Origin of the sequence: Bacillus lumedeiriae, from assembly GCF_044891285.1 — a bacterium.
Classification (GTDB): Bacteria; Bacillota; Bacilli; order Bacillales; family Domibacillaceae; genus Pseudobacillus; species Pseudobacillus lumedeiriae.
Map to the genome: position 1 here is coordinate 90,886 of NZ_JAUIYO010000003.1, position 17,880 is coordinate 108,765.

The 17,880-nt window shown below is 41.6% G+C and carries 21 protein-coding genes; 8 read left to right on the forward strand and 13 right to left on the reverse strand.

All coding sequences use genetic code 11. From position 1 onward, the window contains the following. The first annotated feature begins 89 nt into the window (after positions 1 to 89). Complete coding sequence (locus QYG89_RS06595; RefSeq protein WP_404315848.1) at positions 90 to 548, forward strand: LytTR family DNA-binding domain-containing protein; 459 nt, start codon at positions 90 to 92, stop codon at positions 546 to 548. Next, complete coding sequence (locus QYG89_RS06600; protein ID WP_404315850.1) at positions 545 to 967, forward strand: DUF3021 domain-containing protein; 423 nt, start codon at positions 545 to 547, stop codon at positions 965 to 967. The genes QYG89_RS06595 and QYG89_RS06600 overlap by 4 nt, the downstream gene beginning before the upstream one ends. A 122-nt stretch (positions 968 to 1,089) precedes the next feature. On the opposite strand, the gene QYG89_RS06605 is transcribed toward QYG89_RS06600, so the two are convergent. After that, a complete protein-coding gene (locus QYG89_RS06605; RefSeq protein ID WP_404315852.1) occupies positions 1,090 to 1,464 on the reverse strand; it encodes a hypothetical protein in 375 nt (124 codons plus the stop codon). Between the two features lie 149 nt (positions 1,465 to 1,613). Between QYG89_RS06605 and QYG89_RS06610 the strand changes: the two genes are divergently transcribed. Then, complete coding sequence (locus QYG89_RS06610) at positions 1,614 to 2,495, forward strand: alpha/beta fold hydrolase (RefSeq protein ID WP_404315854.1); 882 nt, start codon at positions 1,614 to 1,616, stop codon at positions 2,493 to 2,495. Between the two features lie 133 nt (positions 2,496 to 2,628). On the opposite strand, the gene QYG89_RS06615 is transcribed toward QYG89_RS06610, so the two are convergent. Further along, positions 2,629 to 2,778 carry a YfhE family protein gene (locus QYG89_RS06615; protein WP_404315856.1) on the reverse strand — a complete coding sequence of 50 codons (150 nt, stop codon included), beginning with the start codon at positions 2,776 to 2,778 and terminating at the stop codon, positions 2,629 to 2,631. Positions 2,779 to 2,848: 70 nt separating this feature from the next. After that, entirely contained in the window at positions 2,849 to 3,754 is a 906-nt protein-coding gene (locus QYG89_RS06620) for a LysR family transcriptional regulator (protein WP_404315858.1), read from the reverse strand. A 166-nt stretch (positions 3,755 to 3,920) separates the two neighbouring features. On the opposite strand from QYG89_RS06620, the gene QYG89_RS06625 reads away from it, so the two are divergent. Further along, complete coding sequence (locus tag QYG89_RS06625; protein WP_404316194.1) at positions 3,921 to 4,925, forward strand: YeiH family protein; 1,005 nt, start codon at positions 3,921 to 3,923, stop codon at positions 4,923 to 4,925. A 58-nt stretch (positions 4,926 to 4,983) separates the two neighbouring features. Here the strand turns inward: QYG89_RS06625 and QYG89_RS06630 are convergent, their stop codons facing one another. The 5 genes from QYG89_RS06630 to QYG89_RS06650 form a co-directional block, all read right to left on the reverse strand. Next, on the reverse strand, positions 4,984 to 5,307 hold the full coding sequence (locus QYG89_RS06630; protein WP_404315860.1) for a YnfA family protein: 324 nt from the start codon (positions 5,305 to 5,307) through the stop codon (positions 4,984 to 4,986). A gap of 36 nt (positions 5,308 to 5,343) precedes the next feature. Next, on the reverse strand, positions 5,344 to 5,751 hold the full coding sequence (gene arsC / locus QYG89_RS06635) for an arsenate reductase (thioredoxin) (RefSeq protein ID WP_404316195.1): 408 nt from the start codon (positions 5,749 to 5,751) through the stop codon (positions 5,344 to 5,346). A gap of 29 nt (positions 5,752 to 5,780) precedes the next feature. Then, positions 5,781 to 7,079: an arsenic transporter gene (locus tag QYG89_RS06640; protein ID WP_404315862.1), complete on the reverse strand. Its 1,299-nt coding sequence runs from the start codon at positions 7,077 to 7,079 to the stop codon at positions 5,781 to 5,783. A gap of 19 nt (positions 7,080 to 7,098) precedes the next feature. Continuing rightward, complete coding sequence (locus QYG89_RS06645) at positions 7,099 to 7,422, reverse strand: ArsR/SmtB family transcription factor (protein ID WP_404316197.1); 324 nt, start codon at positions 7,420 to 7,422, stop codon at positions 7,099 to 7,101. Between the two features lie 240 nt (positions 7,423 to 7,662). Then, positions 7,663 to 9,117, reverse strand: a complete 1,455-nt coding sequence (locus tag QYG89_RS06650; protein ID WP_404315864.1) for a SulP family inorganic anion transporter — start codon at positions 9,115 to 9,117, stop codon at positions 7,663 to 7,665. Positions 9,118 to 9,300: 183 nt separating this feature from the next. Here QYG89_RS06650 and QYG89_RS06655 point away from each other — a divergent pair, with 183 nt between their 5' ends. The 4 genes from QYG89_RS06655 (at position 9,301) to QYG89_RS06670 (ending at position 11,999) form a co-directional block, all read left to right on the forward strand. Continuing rightward, entirely contained in the window at positions 9,301 to 9,843 is a 543-nt protein-coding gene (locus QYG89_RS06655; RefSeq protein ID WP_404315866.1) for a recombinase family protein, read from the forward strand. A gap of 124 nt (positions 9,844 to 9,967) precedes the next feature. Beyond that, a complete protein-coding gene (locus tag QYG89_RS06660) occupies positions 9,968 to 10,741 on the forward strand; it encodes a YwqG family protein (protein ID WP_404315868.1) in 774 nt (257 codons plus the stop codon). Between the two features lie 55 nt (positions 10,742 to 10,796). Beyond that, entirely contained in the window at positions 10,797 to 11,102 is a 306-nt protein-coding gene (locus QYG89_RS06665; RefSeq protein ID WP_404316198.1) for a hypothetical protein, read from the forward strand. A gap of 129 nt (positions 11,103 to 11,231) precedes the next feature. After that, entirely contained in the window at positions 11,232 to 11,999 is a 768-nt protein-coding gene (locus QYG89_RS06670; protein WP_404315870.1) for a carbon-nitrogen hydrolase family protein, read from the forward strand. A gap of 385 nt (positions 12,000 to 12,384) precedes the next feature. Here the strand turns inward: QYG89_RS06670 and nikR are convergent, their stop codons facing one another. From nikR to QYG89_RS06695, 5 genes are read right to left on the reverse strand one after another with little or no spacing between them, the layout of a single operon-like run. Next, positions 12,385 to 12,804 (reverse strand): nickel-responsive transcriptional regulator NikR, encoded by a 420-nt coding sequence (gene nikR, locus QYG89_RS06675; protein ID WP_404315872.1) that lies wholly within the window; start codon positions 12,802 to 12,804, stop codon positions 12,385 to 12,387. 16 nt (positions 12,805 to 12,820) lie between these two features. Beyond that, complete coding sequence (locus QYG89_RS06680) at positions 12,821 to 14,395, reverse strand: ABC transporter substrate-binding protein (RefSeq protein WP_404315874.1); 1,575 nt, start codon at positions 14,393 to 14,395, stop codon at positions 12,821 to 12,823. Continuing rightward, complete coding sequence (locus QYG89_RS06685) at positions 14,376 to 16,004, reverse strand: ATP-binding cassette domain-containing protein (RefSeq protein WP_404315876.1); 1,629 nt, start codon at positions 16,002 to 16,004, stop codon at positions 14,376 to 14,378. The genes QYG89_RS06680 and QYG89_RS06685 overlap by 20 nt, the downstream gene beginning before the upstream one ends. Then, positions 16,001 to 16,834, reverse strand: a complete 834-nt coding sequence (locus QYG89_RS06690) for an ABC transporter permease (protein WP_404315878.1) — start codon at positions 16,832 to 16,834, stop codon at positions 16,001 to 16,003. The genes QYG89_RS06685 and QYG89_RS06690 overlap by 4 nt, the downstream gene beginning before the upstream one ends. After that, a complete protein-coding gene (locus tag QYG89_RS06695) occupies positions 16,831 to 17,799 on the reverse strand; it encodes an ABC transporter permease (protein ID WP_404315880.1) in 969 nt (322 codons plus the stop codon). Before QYG89_RS06695 ends, QYG89_RS06690 begins: the two co-directional genes overlap by 4 nt. Positions 17,800 to 17,880 lie beyond the last annotated feature (81 nt).

The window sequence follows — 17,880 nt, forward strand, 5'->3', positions numbered from 1 at the left end:
CTCACAAAATCTCTCTATATGACAGACATTTTCCCGGCACTCGACTAGAATATGGTTAAAAAGCAAATAAGAAAGGAGGCAAGGCAGCAATGAAAGTGTCACTAGACATTAACAACGATTACGAAGAAACAAAGGTGACGATTCAATGTCAAGAAGTGGATGATTCGATTAAAGAGATTCTCGATTTTTTAAAAGGAAGGGAGACAGAATTTATCGTCGGCAAGCAAGGAGAGATGCAGCATATTTTAAAACCCGCTGATATTCACTGTTTTTATTCCCAGACAGACGCGGTATTCGCTGTCACAGCTAACGGCGAATTTAAAGTGAAGGAAAAACTGTACGAGCTTGAAGAGCTGCTTTCGCCGAGACAATTTGTCCGGCTGTCAAAATCGGTCATTGCCAATCTTCACGAACTAAGTCATTTCGAAGCATCCTTTAACGGAACACTTTGCGTCCACTTTAAATCAGGAAAGAAAGAATATGTAACGAGACATTATGTGAACTCAATCAAAGACGCGTTAAAAATTAATAGGAGGAAAGAAGGATGAAAACCTTTTTGTTTCGAAGTTTGATCGGTATCTTTTTCGGTGCATTTATCGCTGTCATGACAACGATGAGCGTTGTGTATTTCGGTGGAACAGAGTGGTTTAATGGGGAACTGTTTATTAAAAACGCGTTCGGCACAATGTTTTGCGGATGGTTCTTTACAGTCTCTCCCCTTTATTTCGAAATAAGTTCCCTTCGGCTGCCACAGCAGACGGCACTCCATTTTGCCACCGTGATCATTCTCAATTTCATCCTGTCTCTCGGAGTTGGCTGGATCACTTTTGACCTCGAAAACATTCTCTGTTTTACAGCCATATTTATCGGTATATATGCTGTTATTTGGATCTGTTTCTACCTTTATTATAAAAATGAGGCAAAAAAGCTAAATGATGGGCTGCAAAATATAGATAAAAATACCTGAATACATTTTGAGTATTGTCAATTAAGAAGGCTTCCTTCAAATCTGGGGAAGCCTTCTTTTCCCTCATAATGCGCGAATGTTTGTCAATTGTGCGCGGGAATTCCAATAATATGCGCGCTAGCTTATTCTTTTTTTGCCTCTTTTACAACAAAATCTCCTCTTGCATGATCATTGCTTAATGTAATCACTAGTGAGTTGTCTTCCCGCGGCACATTTAATACCTTCACCTTTATCTTTATTTCGTAAATGGTGCCGGGTTTCATTTCCTCTGAAGGTTCTGGAAGTGCTTCTTTGTGAATAGTGACGATTTTAGCCTCTTCAAATTGCGGGAAACGCAGGTTGTACGCGGTTTTTATCGAGTAAGTGATTTGTTTATGAAACTGTGTAATCAAAATGTCTTCCATGTCCGTTTGACTGACTTCTTGAGCAAACGTATTCGCTGTTCCCGCAAGCATGATGAAGGCCGACAATAAGAAACTACATACGATCTTTTTCAATGAATTCACCCTTTACTACCGCTTTTATATGTTATTTTCTCCTCGTAAATCATGCACATAAGCGTTAACTTATGCCACTAGTCACAAGTTTTGAGTATCCAGGAATCATTCTGGCTATCCTAAAGGAAAAAGATAAAGGAGACAGGTACATGGGGAATCCGTCTATTTACGATCAGCCGCATATCAAAAGGCATATTTTATCCCAGTATGAAAACTATTTGCGGTTATTTGACTGTGAAATCGAGAGAGAGTATGTATCGACTCGCTTTGGCAAAACACATGTACTGAAATTAGGAAAAGAAGACGGCAAGCCGTTATTTATTTTTCATGGCGCCAATTGTGTAAACCCAATGACCCTTTCGTGGTTTCAAGAACTGTTTCATGACTACAAGATTTATGCTCCCGATACGATTGGTCATCCCGGTTACAGCGATGAAACGAGAGTATGTCCCGAAGACGACAGCTTCGCCCTATGGGTCAATGATTTGTTAGACCATTATGCCATCCAATCTTGTGCATTTGCGGGTGTATCCTATGGAGGCGGCATCGTTCTAAGACTGGCTGCTTTCTATCCAGAAAAAGTATCCTGCGCTATCTTAGTCGTTCCAGCCGGCATTTGTGCCTTTTCTAAATGGTGGACGATGAAAAGCATGCTGCTGCCATTTACGCTTTATCAACTGAATGATTCGGTAAAGCAAATTAAAGCCGTCACTAACGCCATGTCCGCAGGCAGCATGAAAGATATAGATGAAGACATCATTGGTACGATCTTTCAGCACGTAACACTCGAACATCGTCTGCCAAAACTGACAAAGAAAGAAGAACTACAATCATATCACGCACCTACATTGGTTATCGCGGCAATGCAGGACGTCTTTTTCCCCGAATCCAAACTGTTCAAAAAAGCCGCGGCCATCTTTGGAGAGCTGCTGGAATGGAGAGCTTACAATATGGGGCACTTTCCTTCACGGCATTCTCTTAAAGAAATGAATACGGATATGAGGGATTTTTTACTTACACATGACTATTGAATTTAGCTAATCAAATAAGCAAGGGAGGACCTCCCTTGCTTATTTTTGCTGTTGACTCATTTATAGTCAGATGTCACCCATTTACGAGGAACGTTCGCTCACTTGCGAGCTTCCCCCTTTTGCGGGCGGAACATCATTTTTTCCTTTGCCCTGTCTCTTTCCATCGGCCATCCGCTTTGTTAAATGCGTCTTGATATGAAACTTCTTGCATGCTGCTCAATCCATTGTTTTCTTCAGACATCATTTGATGAGGGGTTTTCTTTTTAATTTCTTTTTTCTCCATCTTTCATTTCTCCTTTCTCATTCATATTGAGTCCTTATTCTCCCCCGCATCTCTATGCTTTAATCCCCCATTATATCTTCACCTCTGGCACAGCCTCTGCGAAATCCTTTCTTAGCAGGCTCATAAACACTTCAACAGCTTTCGGCTGAAAGGGATCTGTTGTTGTAACGAGAGAAAATTTCCTTTTGATCGGTGTTCCTTTCATTCTCAAAACAGACAGCGAACCAGCTGTCACTTCTTTCCGAATGGCCCATTTGGAAAAAAGTGATACCCCCAATCCAGCTTCAACGGATTCTTTAATAATTTGCGTGCTGCCAAATTCCATTAATTGTACCGGTGTCTCCTCAAACAGCTGAAACATTTTTTCCGTTGCCTCTCTCGTACCTGACCCTTTCTCACGGACAATCCATGTTTCCACTTCTAATTCCGAAAACTTCATCACTTTTTTACGGGCCAATCGGTGATCAATAGAAGCGACAACATACATTTCGTCTTCCGCAAATGGCTCAAATGTCAGTTTTTCATGTTGGAATTCTCCTTCTACAACCCCAACATCCAATTGGCGATTGACGACTAACCGTTCAATTTCTTTCGTATTTCCAATTGTGATAGCTGGTTTAATTAACGGATAGTGCTCACGCAAGTAAGCAATAATATGAGGTAACACATATTCCCCGAACGAATAACTCGCTCCTATAGCCAGCTCTCCGCTTGCCTTATTCGTTAGGTCATCCACCAAATTTTGCATTTTCGTATATAATCCCACCATTTCCTTCGCATGATGATAGACAATTTCCCCTGCTTTATTTAATCGGACATATTTGTTCGTCCGATCCAACAGCCTAGAGCCGATCGTCCGCTCAAGCGTTTGAATATATTGACTGACAGCTGGCTGCGTCATATGCAATTCTTCCGCTGCACGGGAAAAGTTCTTCTTCTCTGCCACTGTGATAAAAACAAGCAAAAGCTGATCCATGTTTCATCCTCCCATTTTTTCTATCTATCATATTATTTACTTATCATCATTATCATAATGATTTATTTTTCTTATATGATATCTTCCTTTACGATGAAGTTACAACAAATTTCAATGGGGTGAGTAATAAATGACTATTCAAAATGTCAAAGTCAAAAAAGAGCCCATGAAGCAGAAACAAGACTCTTCTTTCACTGGATGGATCAGCGGGATCGCGTTTACCTTTCTCATCGCCCTGCTCGGTTATTTATTAGCCCAAGTACCCGTGTTCGATCATGTCGGTCAATTAGCCTGTGCCATTATCATTGCCGTCGCATATCGGCAAATCTTTGGCTATCCAGAAACCATTCGTTTGGGCATTGCTTTCTCTTCTAAGAGATTGCTGCGAGCGGCAATTATTTTATATGGATTGAAATTAAATATTGATACCGTCTTACACGATGGACTAGGACTGCTTGCGCGTGATGTGGGGGTCATTGCATTCGCCATCTTCTTAACGATTGGGCTCGCTAAATGGCTGAAAGCTGATAAAATGATTTCTCTTCTTCTCGGGGTAGGCACGGGCGTTTGCGGGGCGGCTGCCATTGCGGCAATAGCGCCAATCGTGAAATCCGAAGATGACGATACAGCGATTAGTGTGGGGATCATCGCGCTAGTCGGTACGATCTTCGCGATTGCCTATACAATTTTAAGACCCATTTTGCCGCTGTCAGCGATTGATTATGGCATCTGGTCCGGCATCAGCTTGCATGAAATTGCCCACGTCGCATTAGCAGGGGCGCCCGCGGGCCAAGATGGATTAGCGATCGCCTTACTCGCAAAATTAGGCCGTGTCTTCCTTCTCGTTCCATTATGCTTTATTTTTATGTACTTGATGAAACGAAAATCAGGGGGAAATCAATCAGATGCCAAGGTAGAATTTCCATGGTTCTTAATCGGCTTCCTCCTCATGAGCCTATTTGGAAGCTACGTTCTGGGGCACTCTATTCCTGTTACACAAGAATTCCTTGATGGGGTTGCCAGTGTGACTACTTGGTGTCTAACAGCAGCAATGGTAGGGCTTGGACTAAACGTAAGCCTTCGCGATTTAAAAACAAAAGCATTAAAACCTTTAATCGCCATGACCATTACATCCATTTGCCTTTCTATTCTTGCTTATTTCATGGTATAGCAAAAGCTCCAGACGCTCATTCTGCGTTTGGAGCTAAAACTGCCATACCATTAAGAACTTATCCTCGAGGCCACAGTATCACAACAACACCGGCTAAACAGATGAAACCGCCCATCCAGTCAAAGGAATCGGGCGTTTTTTTATCGATCCACCATCCCCACAATAAACTGAGGGCGACAAACACTCCTCCATAAGCCGCATAGACTCGTCCAAAGTTAGGAAAGACTTGCAAAGCGGCAATGACGCCGTATAAAAATAAAGCGATGCCGCCAAGTAATCCGAACCATCTTGGACGTCCTTCACGCAGCCATTGCCATATTAAATACCCTCCTCCAATTTCCGCTGCTCCTGCGAGTATGAATAAAATAATGACCTTTATCACTTACATAACTCCTTTACTCTGTACAGCTTTTAAACATCACGCCCCTGCTTTGGCAAAACGTTCTATTCTTTCACTAATTTCATCACGCACACGCTGGAAGAATGCCCATTTTTCCTCTTCCGTCCCTTCCGCTTTTGCCGGATCATCAAATCCCCAATGCTCCCGCTTCACATGCGGAGGTGTCATCGGACATTTATCTGCGGCATCGCCACATAGCGTCACGACTAAATCCGCATGATGTAAAATCTCAGAATCAATGATATCTGACGTTTGGGTAGAAATATCAATCCCTGCTTCTTTCATCGCTTTGACAGCATTAGGATTTAATCCATGTGCTTCAATACCTGCACTATATACATTCCATTCATCGCCTAAATACTTTTTCGCCCATCCCTCTGCCATTTGACTGCGGCATGAATTTCCTGTGCATAAAAAGTAAATTATTTTTTAGCCATATTGGTTGTCTCCTTTAATTAATGAATAATAAGCAGCCATATATATAATCCAGCTAATGTAATAAACAACGTTGGAATCGTTAAAATAATCCCTGTTTTAAAGTAAGTTCCCCATGAAATTTTAACTCCTTTTAAAGATAAAACATGCAGCCATAGTAAAGTAGCAAGCGAACCGATGGGTGTAATTTTCGGACCTAAGTCAGAACCGATGACATTCGCATAAACGAGAGCTTCCCTTACAACTCCGCTCGTATTCGTATCTGCAATGGCCAATGCGTCAATCATGACCGTCGGCATATTGTTCATAATAGATGAGAGAATCGCTGCGATAAAGCCCATTCCAATCGTAGCGGCAAATAACCCTTGTTCTGCTGTCAGCTGGATGAGATCCGCTAACACGTTCGTCAGCCCTACATTTTTTAAACTGTAAACAACGACGTACATGCCGATCGAGAAGAAAACAATTGCCCACGGCGCCCCTTTAATGACTGTCCGCGTATTAACCGCTGGGCTTCTTCTCGCCATAAATAAGAAGAAAATAGCAACAATTCCCGCAATGATGGAAACAGGAATATGTAAAAACTCACTAGCAAAATATCCAGCCAGCAAAATGCCCAATACGACCCAAGACAAGCGAAACATTTTATCATCCCGAATCGCTTCTACCGGTTTTTTCAGCTGTGTCATATCGTAATTCTTTGGAATGCTCTTACGGAAAAAAAGATACAAAACCAAAATACTGGCTGCAAGAGAAAAGAAGTTTGGTACGATCATTCTCGAGGCAAACTCCACAAATCCAATGCCGAAAAAGTCAGCTGAAACGATATTTACTAAATTACTGACAATGAGCGGCAAAGACGTTGTATCCGCAATAAAACCGCTCGCCATAATAAATGGAAACACCATGGCTTCCTTAAACTTCAGAGCACGAACCATCGCTAAAACGATCGGAGTTAAAATCAAAGCTGCTCCGTCGTTAGCAAAAAAGGCCGCTACAAGCGCACCCAAAATGGCCACATAAATAAACATACGGACGCCATTTCCTTTCGCCGCTCTTGCCATATGTAAAGCTGCCCATTCAAAAAAACCAGCTTCATCAAGAATTAATGAAATAATAATGATGGCAATAAACGTTAATGTGGCATTCCACACGATTTGAGTCACGTCGATTACATCTTGAAAGTCGACAACGCCGACAAATAAAGAGAGTAACGCTCCCCCGCAGGCAGACCAGCCAATCGATAAACCTTTCGGCTGCCAAATGACGAATACGAGCGTAACTAAAAAAATCAATGATGCTAATAGTATTGATGTCACAATCTAATCCTCCATATGTTTACTCACAAATGATGCGCAAGCCTTGTGCTTCAAGATCCTCTAAGTATTTCTCTTGACTCGGAAGATCATTCAAAAGGCTTTGAACAAACTCATAATGCTCGCTTTCTGTATTGATAGAATAATGAATCCACTGTCCTTTGCGCGTTTCTCTTACTAAGCCGCCATCCCTTAGTTTACGCACATGCTGGCTGACGGCGGGCTGGCTGATCTTAAAGATCTCCACGAATTCGCATACACAGCATTCATTCACTTGCAGCAACTTCATCATCGTTAACCGTGTTTTGTCCCCTAGCAACTTCAAGACATTTGCGGTTTTTTCCATTTCCGCCGTTGAATTTATGCTCACTTTTACCGACACCTCCTATTTCGTTTATTAATATATAATAATATACTTATATATACAACTCATTTATACAGCATCCCACTCATTGAACTAGTTAGGATAAGCTCAACACAATAGTCATTAACATCCCCTTTTAAAAAATAGAGCCTGTGCTTTCTCACATAGAAAGCAGACAGGCTCTTCACTATTTAACATTCTCCATTTTCCAAAGCACTGCCCTTACTTCACAATAAGAGCCGGACAACTTACAGCCAACTTGTCAACGATTCTTTGACTCGATGAATTTAACCCTTTCATCATGACGGTATTCTGTCCTTCGCGGTGCTTCATCACCACTTTATCAATTGCACCGACGGCGGAATCATCCCAAATATGCGCGCCTGAAAAATCGATGAGGATCTCTTTATGGTCCACAGTAAAGTCAAAAGCATCTACAAAGCTGTCCACAGAAGCAAAGAATAATTGCCCTTCTACTGTGAAAGTTGTACGTTCTTTTTCCACTTGTTTGTTCACTTTAATTTTAGAAATTTTAGCTGTAAAGAAAATCGCACTTAAAATGACTCCAGCGATAACCCCTTTAGATAAATCATGCGTCGCAATAACGATTGCAACCGTTACTAGCATAACGACGGCATCACTTTTCGGAGCTTTTCTCAAATAAGAGAAGGAAGACCAGTCAAATGTGCCAATCGATACCATAATCATAATTCCTGCAAGAACAGACATCGGGATCTGTACGACGAGATCTCCCAACACGATAATCAAAAACATTAAAAACAACCCTGCAATTAAAGTAGATAAGCGGCCGCGGCCTCCTGATTTGACGTTAATGACGGATTGTCCGATCATGGCACAGCCGGCCATCCCCCCAAAGAAACCTGTAACAATATTAGCGATTCCTTGTCCTCTCGCCTCTCTGTTTTTGTTACTTTCCGTTCCTGTCATGTCATCCACAATAGAAGATGTCAATAACGATTCCAACAGCCCAACAATCGCTAAGGCAATAGAATAAGGAAAAATAATCGCTAATGTTTCAAACGTAAATGGCACATTTGGAATAATAAACTCTGGTAATGACCTTGTAATCGCTCCTAAATCCCCTACTGTCCGCAAGTCCATGTTTGCATAAATAGCAATAGCTGTCAGAGCGATAATCGCAATTAATGGCGCTGGAATCGTCTTAACAAATCGCGGCATAACATAGACAATGATGAGCGTAATGCCTGCAAAAATATACGTCATCGTTGGAACGTCTATAAAATGCGGCATCTGTGCCATAAAAATTAAAATAGCGAGTGCATTGACGAAACCAATCATAACTGCCCTCGGGATAAACTTCATCAATTTGGCTACCTTAAATACACCAAAAAAGATTTGAATGACACCTGTTAACACCGTAGCAGCCAACAAATAATTCAGACCGTACTCTCTAATCAGCGGTCCCATCAATAACGCCATCGCACCGGTTGCGGCAGAAATCATTGCGGGGCGTCCACCGGCAAAAGCAATAACAACAGCCATGCTAAAAGAAGCATATAACCCCACCATCGGGTCGACTCCCGCAATAATGGAAAACGCAATGGCTTCGGGGATTAATGCTAACGCGACAACAATGCCGGCCAGAACATCCGCCCTTATATTTGAAAACCACTCTCTTTTTATCTTTTCTAACACTTCGTTCTACACCTCATTTATACTATATTTTTATTAGCTTTCAACTCTCTTAAAAGCCGGGTCCGATAGAAACAAAAAATAGTCTATCACCTTTTTTCCCATAATGGAACCTTTTTCGGAAATTTTTCAAATGTAAATTATGATATGATAAGAGAGAACTTCTTTATAGTCAGGAGAATTTCTATGTTAATCGGTTACATAAGGCCTTATCACGATGATCAGAATTGTGATCATCAATTGAAGGTTTTAACAAAACTCAACTGTGAGGAAATCATTGTGGAAGAGCACTCTTCTGCGAAGAAAAGAATACAACTGAAACAGCTGATCGATCGCCTTAAATCAGGGGATAAAATCGTTGTCGCTAAACTTTTTGCATTGGCAGATTCAACTCGTCACTTAGTGGAGCTTTTAGAATCCATTGAAGTGAAAGGAGCTTATATCCACTCGATTAAAGAGGAAATCGATACAGGTCATACAAATGGATATTCATTTAGTCATATTGTGAAGCACCTAGTCGATTTCCAAAGTGATGTTATTAGTGCAAAAACAAAAAAAGGGCTGGATGAAGCTAAACAAAAAGGGATCACAGCCGGCCGGCCAAGAAAGCCTGATGAAAACGTCAAGCGTGCCATTAGTATGTATCAAAGCAAGAAATATAGCTTGAACGAAATAAAAGAGGAAACAGGAATTAGTAAATCGACATTATATCGATATTTGGAAAATTAAATACAATTCAAGTTGTTGAAAGACCAACCGTTCTGTAATCAATAATCCTCCCTTGCCACATTTGGAATTATATCCTATAATATAAATAGGAACAAACGTTCTATTCCGCAAAGGAGAAGAGATAATGGAGAAGAACTTAACAAGTTTAATCGAAAAGCACGGACTCGCTCATGTGCAGGATGACATTATAGCTAGTGTATATAAATGTATAACAGTTACACCGAAACGCTCTGCTTCCCTGCCGCCTGGGATTTCAAAGTTTGGCGGTGCACCCGATTTACCGGAAGAAATGGAGTATCCCGTATATAAAAACATTCCGCTCAACTTTATCGGGCAAGTAAATTTAACCGAACTCGCTGCTCTGGCGTTCGAAGAAAACCAACTTCCCAAAGAAGGGATGCTCTATTTCTTCTACTACGATAACTGGGAAGAAGACGACGATGTGGTGTACGGCGAACCCGATCAAAAAGATGGCTGGCGGGTACTTCATTGGGATGGCGACGTGACAATGCTGCGGCCGGTAGAACGAGCGAAAGCATCCTATCCGCCATGTAAAATGAATTTTTCTATTGTGGAAAAGCTGCCTTATATTTTCCTTGAAACAGAAGAAGATGAAGAAAAGTTTGAAGAGCTGCACGATGAATGGCATTCCCCAGGAAGTCCGGAACATCAAATATTTGGCTTGCCAATATCAATCCAAGGGGAAGTGTTTGATGAAGTGTGCGACTATGTCGAAGCAGAGGAAGATGAAATGATACTGTTGCTTCAAGTTGATTCTGATGAAGAAAACCTGGATGTCATGTGGGGTGACTGCGGTATGATTTATTATTGCATCAGCAGACGAGATTTAGCTGAGAAACGCTTTGACCGCTCTTGGTTTAGCTTTCAGTGTCATTAAAAAGGAAGAAATTTATTGTCGAATCACAAATCACATCGGATGGGGCCTGCTGTTGATGAATCATTTTAGGTTTTTCGTGTGCCAGCTTATATTATTTAGCGCAATGTTTGTTGCCAATGTTTATTTTGATGAATACATCAGCCCGCCGTTTACTCGTGTTGACTTTATTGCAATATGTCTATCGCTTCCTTTTTTTATCATATTTTTTGCCCTGATCGATAAACCCTATAAGCGCTTCCAGTCAATTCGCCTGCGTTATAAAATTGTGCTTTCTATTCTAGCCTTTATTATGGGGGTCCTGTTAATAGGTTTTCTGGAAAACGTTTGGTTTGAAATCAAAGGGGAAAGGTTATTTTTTTAGAAAACTTACTAGACCAGTCTATTTTAAAAGCTTCCACAAATTCCGAAGACAGAATGCTGTTTCCTGCAATGTAATTCTATACGATGAAAGATATCGGGGCCTTTCCCTATTAAAAACACAGGAGTCATTATGAAGAAATTAAAAATAGCTTTATTACACTTATTGCCTATTGCAGGAGATATTGAATATAATCGAACTCTTATTGAAAAAGCAGTTCAACTCGCAGCATCCAAACAGGCCGATTGGATCATCACACCAGAATTAGCTGTCAGCGGGCTGCAATTCTCCCATAAGATTGGGACTGATTGGATTAAGGTGCAGCCAGACGAATGGATGACCCATTTTTTTGATTTAGTGAAGTCTTTACAGACAAATGTATTTCTCGGCTGTCCGGAGAAATCAGCTGATGGGGAGCTTTATAATTCCGTCTTTGTCATTAACCGAAAGGGAGAACTAATAGGCAGACAAAGAAAAGTGTCCAGTGTGACGGACACTTGGTCAAGCTCAGGCACAGTTATTGAACCTTTCGATGTGGAAGGAATCAAAGCAGGGATCATGATTTGTGCAGATGCTTATACAAACAATGTGGCTGACATTTTATTAGCGAAAGAAGCAGAGATCTTAGTCGCTCCATCTGCCTGGGGTCCAGGCTTGCACGAACCCGCCGGGGAATGGGAACAAAGATCCATCGATACCGGACTTCCTGTTATTGTTTGTAATCGTACCGGCGAAGACAAAACCGTTACCTTTTGGGGAGCTAAAAGTCTCGTTATTAAAAATGGAGAACATCTCCTTTCACATACATCCGTACAATCTGCTATTTTAACATTCGATTGGGATATGGAGAGTATGGAGTTACTTTCCTCTCAATTTGAAGTGGATGATCTATCGGATTAGAACAGAAAAAAGAGACGAAGTCAGTCTTTCTTTAGATTAAATTTTGAGTATTATTGGATCGTTTCAGTGCACACGAGAGAAGTTCCTCTTCTTACTTCAACGTTTTTTGCTGTTTTTCAGTGGATGCTGCCCGCTTTTTTAAATTATGGGCAACACAAACAAGAACCTATCCCACCTTAGGTTCTTGTTCTAACTTTCTTATTCTTTTTGACAAAGTTCAAACGTTGATATTTCATTGAGTTGATTGTAGTAGAAGGCGCGAAGACTCCTGTGCGGAAAGCGAAGCGCCTGGAATGGTAATCAACGAACAAGTATAAAGAACCATCTAACAAAGGGAAGCCCCTTTGATTAGGACAGTCCCTTTACCTTCCATATAATACAGGAACTATACTTTTCCTACCGGTGCCACTGTAAACTTCCCATAGTCTACGCCTTTTAAACTCGTGAGATTATGGCTGAGCTGCCGAATATCTTTTGCTTTCCCTCTGACGATAATGATTTCAAGACAGTTGTCGTGATCTAGATGCAAATGTGTGGTAGCTAAAATATAGTCGTGCATACTATGCTGGATGTGCATCAATTCCTCTAACAGATTTCGTTGATGATGGTTATAGAATAGAAGAATGCTTCCAGCCACGATTTGTTCATTGTCTTCCCACGATTGTTGAATGAGTGAATCACGAATAAGGTCTCGAACAGCTTCGGAACGATTTTCATATCCTCTTTGTTTAATCAAGTGGTCAAACTTCCGAAGGAGTCCCCCCTCCATTGAAACGCCAAATCTTTTTAATGAAGAATCTTGCATATACTACTAACCACCTTTATTGTTTATCCCATTCTTCAATATTCCATAGAACGCCGAATCCATGGTGTCCTAATGTACGATTGCTAATCCCGCTCACTTTTTTATTGACACCATATAAAGCATCCAAGTACACCAGGAAGTTAAAGGACGGGTCTAATGCCAGCTCCTGCTGGAACTGTCCATAAAGTTCTTTTCGCTTTTCCTGATCATCGGCTGTGCGGGCTTGTGTTAAAAGTTCGTCTATTTTTGCATTGCGATAAGCCCCCATATTGTAAAGTCCATCACCAATTTGGCTGCTGTGGAATATGCGATAAGTGTGATCATCTGGATCAAATTCACTGCCCCACCCGATTAAAAAGGCATCCACTTCATCAATTTTAATCGCGTTCCAATCTAATGGCTTAGGAATAACGGAAATGCCTAAAGGTTTCATCTGTTGAGCTACAATATTGGCAAGTGATACGCGCACAGGATCCGTAATCGGTGAAACAAGCTCAAATTCAAATCGTTTGCCGTCTTTTACGAGTACCCCATCACTGCCTTTTTTCCATCCCGCTTCCTCCAACAATGCTTTTGCCTTTTCTGGATGATAAGCATACCTCTCTCTTTGAGGTGCGTTGGCCCACGATTTTTGAAGCGGGCCGTACGCGGCTTCCCCTTTACCAAACAGCATGCCTTTCACAATTGCTTCACGATCAATCGCAAAACTCATTGCTTGACGAACTTTTGCGTCTTTGAATAACGGCTGGCGGAAGTTGTACATAACGGCCCGATAATCAGCTGTCGGAATCGTATGCACAACAAACTTCTCATCCTTTTTCACACTTTTCATTTGATTAGGCTCCATCAAAGCAAGGTCAATCTCGCCCGTTTTTAATTGCAGGGCACGTGTGTTAGGATCTGGAATAGGTGTGAAGACCACTTCCTCAAGCTTTGGCTTCGTCCCATAATAGTTGTCATTACGTACGAGCGTAATTGTATGATCACGATCCCACTCTTTTAATTTGAATGGCCCATTTCCGACAGGATGCTGATTGAAATCCGTTGTATTTATATCTTCATTTTGTAAAAGATGCTTGGGCAAAATGCCAATTTTTAATTTATCAAGCAATGGCGGGAATGGGTTGCTCAATGTAATTTTTACTTCGTTTTCTTTTAACACTTCAACCAATTTTATTTCGCTGAATTCTCCTGCGATCGGTGTATTCGTTTGGGGGTCTCTTACTTTATCTAAAGTAAACTTAACGTCTTCGGCCGTCACAGGCTGCCCATCTTCCCACTTGGCATCATCCCGCAGCGTGAATGTGTAAATCAGATGATCAGGAGAAATATCCCATGCCTTCGCCAAATCTGGAGCGACTTCATTCGTTTCCGTTGGTTTTGTCAGTCCACGAAATATGAGACTATCAATTTCTTGATTTTCGTCTAATACCGGATTGACCTGTTCTATTTCCATTTCCGTTCCGTATACAAGCTGCTTCGTTATCACGGAAGAGGTAGTTGGTACTTGATCACTATTACACCCAGCCAATAAAATCATACTAGTGACGGACAGCGGCAAAAGAATGGATTTAGCCCTTTTGATATTCATACTCTCTCTCCTCTTTCATGTTTTTTATTTGTAAACGTCTGCTCGGATGAATCGCAAGCATCGATGCTAATAAACGCTGTGTATAGAAATTCAAGGACGCAGGCAGCTGATGGGCTAGAGCCTCGTCTACTTTCTCTCCCTTTTCCATGACAAGAATACGATGACAAAGGACCATCGCTGCCCGAATATCATGGGATATGAACAGAATAGCTGTTTCTTCCTGTTGATTAATTTGTCGCAAAAGTGAAAGCATACTTGCCTGAGAGCTCATATCGAGACTTGCAAAAGGTTCATCTAGAATAAGAAGCTCCGGCTGTAGTACTAGCGCTCTGGCAATGGCAACTCTCTGTCTCATTCCTCCAGAAAGCTCGTGGGGAAAATGGGTTAAGACCGTTACATCGAGCCCTACCTTTTGTACAGCCTCTTTTACTAGTTGTTGTTTGTTTTTCCTTTTTTCTTTCCAATAATCAAGCCCTTCACCGACAATTTTCTCTACAGTCCAACGAGGATCAAATGACGCAAGCGGGTCTTGATGCACCCATTGAATCCCTTTTCGAAACGGGAGTGCACCGCTCCAAATAAGTTCCCCTCGTTCAGGGGTCTCTACATGCAGCAGCAAGCGGGAAAGTGTGCTTTTTCCACTCCCGCTTTCACCAATCAGCCCAACAATCTCTCTTTTTTGAATGTGAAAGCTCACATCTTTTACTGCCTCTATGCACTGTTTATGAAACCACTTCTTTTTCACATAAGTCCTGGCGGCGTGTTTCACTGTGATCAGCGGCTCATGACTAATAGGTTCAGACTGTTCCCGTGTCTTTGTCAACTCCTGATAATAATGCAGCAATTGCTTCGTATGTTCATGAACAGGCGCATCAAATAGTTGGGTCACGGGTGCTGACTCCACAACGGTTCCGTTTTTCATCACAACGACAAAATCGGCTATCTCTGCCACTACTCCGAGATCGTGAGTAATCAACAGCACACTCCCGCCTGTACGTGTGCTCCAATCTTTCATCAGTTGAAGCATATCAGCCTGAATGTATAAATCGAGCGCCGTTGTCGGTTCATCAGCAATTAATAACATTGGATCGAGCGCCAAAGCTAACGCAAGCTGAACCCGCTGTCTCATTCCTCCAGAAAGTTCATGCGGAAAGGCATCATATACATTCTCTGGATCTGATAATTGCATCTGGCGTAATAACTCAATCGTTTTCTCTTTTGCTATTTGTTTAGAAACTTTTGTATGAGCAGAAAATAATTCTTGAAAATGCTGCCCAATCGTTCGAATAGCATCCAATGTTCCATATGTATCTTGAAAAACAAACCCTATCTGCCTTCCGCGGTAATGACGCTTCTGTTTTTTATTCATGGCAAGCACATCATCATGTAAAAAATGAATGCGGCCGGAAGCGATGTCGATTCCTTTCGGCAGTAAGTCGAGCATCGTCTTTGCCGTCAGGCTTTTTCCCGAACCACTTTCGCCTATAATGGCGACAATGTTTCCTTTGGGCACATGAAATGAAATATCTTTCAACAACTGCTTTTTCTCTTCACCTGTCTGCAGCAGAACGGAAAGGTTTTCAACTGTTAATATTGGCTCGTCCATCATTTTCTTCCGCCTTTCTTCAATTGCGGCAGTGCAAACTGATCTTGCAATAGATCTCCAAGAAATGTAACTGCTAAAACAGTAAACGTAATACAAAGACCTGGAAATACAGCGATCCACCATATCCCGGATAACAAATAGTTTTGTACTCCAGCTAACATATTCCCCCAAGAAGGTTCATGCGGAGGTATGCCGATTCCAAAAAAGCTTAACGTCGCTTCAGCTAAAATAGCATGACTGACACCGCTAATAGACATCACCGTGATGGTCGGCAAACATTGCGGTAATAAATGTCTAACTAACAATTGCAGCGATGAAGCCCCAACAACAGCAGAAGCTTGAACAAAGATCTCGCCCTTTAACGACAGGACTTCTGTACGGATAAGACGGGCAATAGGCATCCAGCTTGTTATGCCAATAATGAATACAACCGTCAGTAAACTATGTGGGAGCAGTACTTGAATGCCAATCATTAAAAGGATACTAGGAATACTAATGAGTGTATCAAGCATTCTCATCATGATGCGGTCAATACTACCTCCAACAAAACCGCTGACTGCCCCATAACCGGCACCAATCACAACAGCAATGATCATCGCAGCCATTCCAACTGCAAGTGATACACGGCCTCCATATAACAAACGTGTGAGTACATCACGTCCAAGTTCATCTGTGCCAAATAAATGAACAGTACTTGGAGGCTGTAAAACGGTTGATAGACTTACAGCCAATGGATCATAGGGGGTAAGAAGAGGAGCTGATACAGTAACAACAAATAATAAAAACAATGCACCTGCGATCCCATTCACGATCCACTTTCTTTTTCTGCTCATCTGTCCCCCTCCTTCAGTAGATAACCTCGTGTTCGCGGATCAATCCAGGCACAAATGAGATCAATAATTAAACTGCCAATAATAACAACACTCATACTCAATAAGATCGTTGCCATGACAACGGGATAATCGTGGGCAAGGGCTGATTTCAATGATAATCTCCCCAGACCCGGCCACGAAAACAATGTCTCTACTACAACAGATCCAGCGAGTGTAAGCGAAAGTGACATCCCCATAAAGGAGAGAAAAGGAAGCGATGCATTAGGAAGTAAATGCTTATAAAGAATCGTTTTTTCTGAAATCCCGCGTGCCTGCAGCGCCCAGACAAACTCTTTTTCTTTTGTGACGGCAATATGATTGCGCAATATCCGGATATAATAACCAATGTGGGATAATGCTAGAACGAGAGACGGCATGATAAGATGTTGGAGCCAATCCCCTGTTCCTTCTGTACCGATACCTGATGTCGGTAAAATCCCTAAATAAACAGAAAAAAACAACATCATCATGAGTGCAAACCAGAAAGACGGAAGTGACATCAATACAAAACTAGCAATGGTTACAGCATGATCTAAAAAAGAGTGCCGGTGAAGGCCGGTAACAATGCCAAAGAAAAGAGAGAGTAGAAGAATAATAGCCGTTGAGGCGAGCATGAGTACAACCGTTGGTTCAATCGCATGAGCAACCATGACTTTTACTTCTTCCCCTGTACTATACGAATGGCCCCATTCCCCTTGCAGCACATGTATAAGCCACTTGGCATACTGAGCATACAAAGGATCATTTAAACCAAGATTTTCGGCAATACGAATTTGATCGGCTTGGCTCATTTTTAGAAGCTGATCCCCATACATAGCTGCTGCCGGATCGCCGGGCAGCATACGAATAAAAGCAAAACAAAGGATGCTTCCGATAAACAGTACAACAACTGCCTCCAATAACCTTGAAATAATGAAGCGAATCATATATCTTCCCTTTCTTTTTCTAATCTTGCAATATTTACTTACTAGACTTTGTCATGACTAAGATTGTCAAACTAGTAACAC

Bases quoted from the DNA above. Each gene is read 5' to 3' on its own strand.
- QYG89_RS06680 (WP_404315874.1), bottom strand. From the start codon at position 14,395: ATGAATATCAAAAGGGCTAAATCCATTCTTTTGCCGCTGTCCGTCACT.
- nikR (WP_404315872.1), bottom strand. From the start codon at position 12,804: ATGCAAGATTCTTCATTAAAAAGATTTGGCGTTTCAATGGAGGGGGGA.
- QYG89_RS06660 (WP_404315868.1), top strand. From the start codon at position 9,968: ATGGAGAAGAACTTAACAAGTTTAATCGAAAAGCACGGACTCGCTCAT.
- QYG89_RS06655 (WP_404315866.1), top strand. From the start codon at position 9,301: ATGTTAATCGGTTACATAAGGCCTTATCACGATGATCAGAATTGTGAT.
- QYG89_RS06625 (WP_404316194.1), top strand. From the start codon at position 3,921: ATGAAGCAGAAACAAGACTCTTCTTTCACTGGATGGATCAGCGGGATC.
- QYG89_RS06600 (WP_404315850.1), top strand. From the start codon at position 545: ATGAAAACCTTTTTGTTTCGAAGTTTGATCGGTATCTTTTTCGGTGCA.
- QYG89_RS06615 (WP_404315856.1), bottom strand. From the start codon at position 2,778: ATGGAGAAAAAAGAAATTAAAAAGAAAACCCCTCATCAAATGATGTCT.
- QYG89_RS06620 (WP_404315858.1), bottom strand. From the start codon at position 3,754: ATGGATCAGCTTTTGCTTGTTTTTATCACAGTGGCAGAGAAGAAGAAC.
- QYG89_RS06690 (WP_404315878.1), bottom strand. From the start codon at position 16,834: ATGAGCAGAAAAAGAAAGTGGATCGTGAATGGGATCGCAGGTGCATTG.
- QYG89_RS06695 (WP_404315880.1), bottom strand. From the start codon at position 17,799: ATGATTCGCTTCATTATTTCAAGGTTATTGGAGGCAGTTGTTGTACTG.
- QYG89_RS06645 (WP_404316197.1), bottom strand. From the start codon at position 7,422: ATGGAAAAAACCGCAAATGTCTTGAAGTTGCTAGGGGACAAAACACGG.
- QYG89_RS06610 (WP_404315854.1), top strand. From the start codon at position 1,614: ATGGGGAATCCGTCTATTTACGATCAGCCGCATATCAAAAGGCATATT.
- QYG89_RS06595 (WP_404315848.1), top strand. From the start codon at position 90: ATGAAAGTGTCACTAGACATTAACAACGATTACGAAGAAACAAAGGTG.
- QYG89_RS06665 (WP_404316198.1), top strand. From the start codon at position 10,797: ATGAATCATTTTAGGTTTTTCGTGTGCCAGCTTATATTATTTAGCGCA.
- QYG89_RS06685 (WP_404315876.1), bottom strand. From the start codon at position 16,004: ATGATGGACGAGCCAATATTAACAGTTGAAAACCTTTCCGTTCTGCTG.
- QYG89_RS06670 (WP_404315870.1), top strand. From the start codon at position 11,232: ATGAAGAAATTAAAAATAGCTTTATTACACTTATTGCCTATTGCAGGA.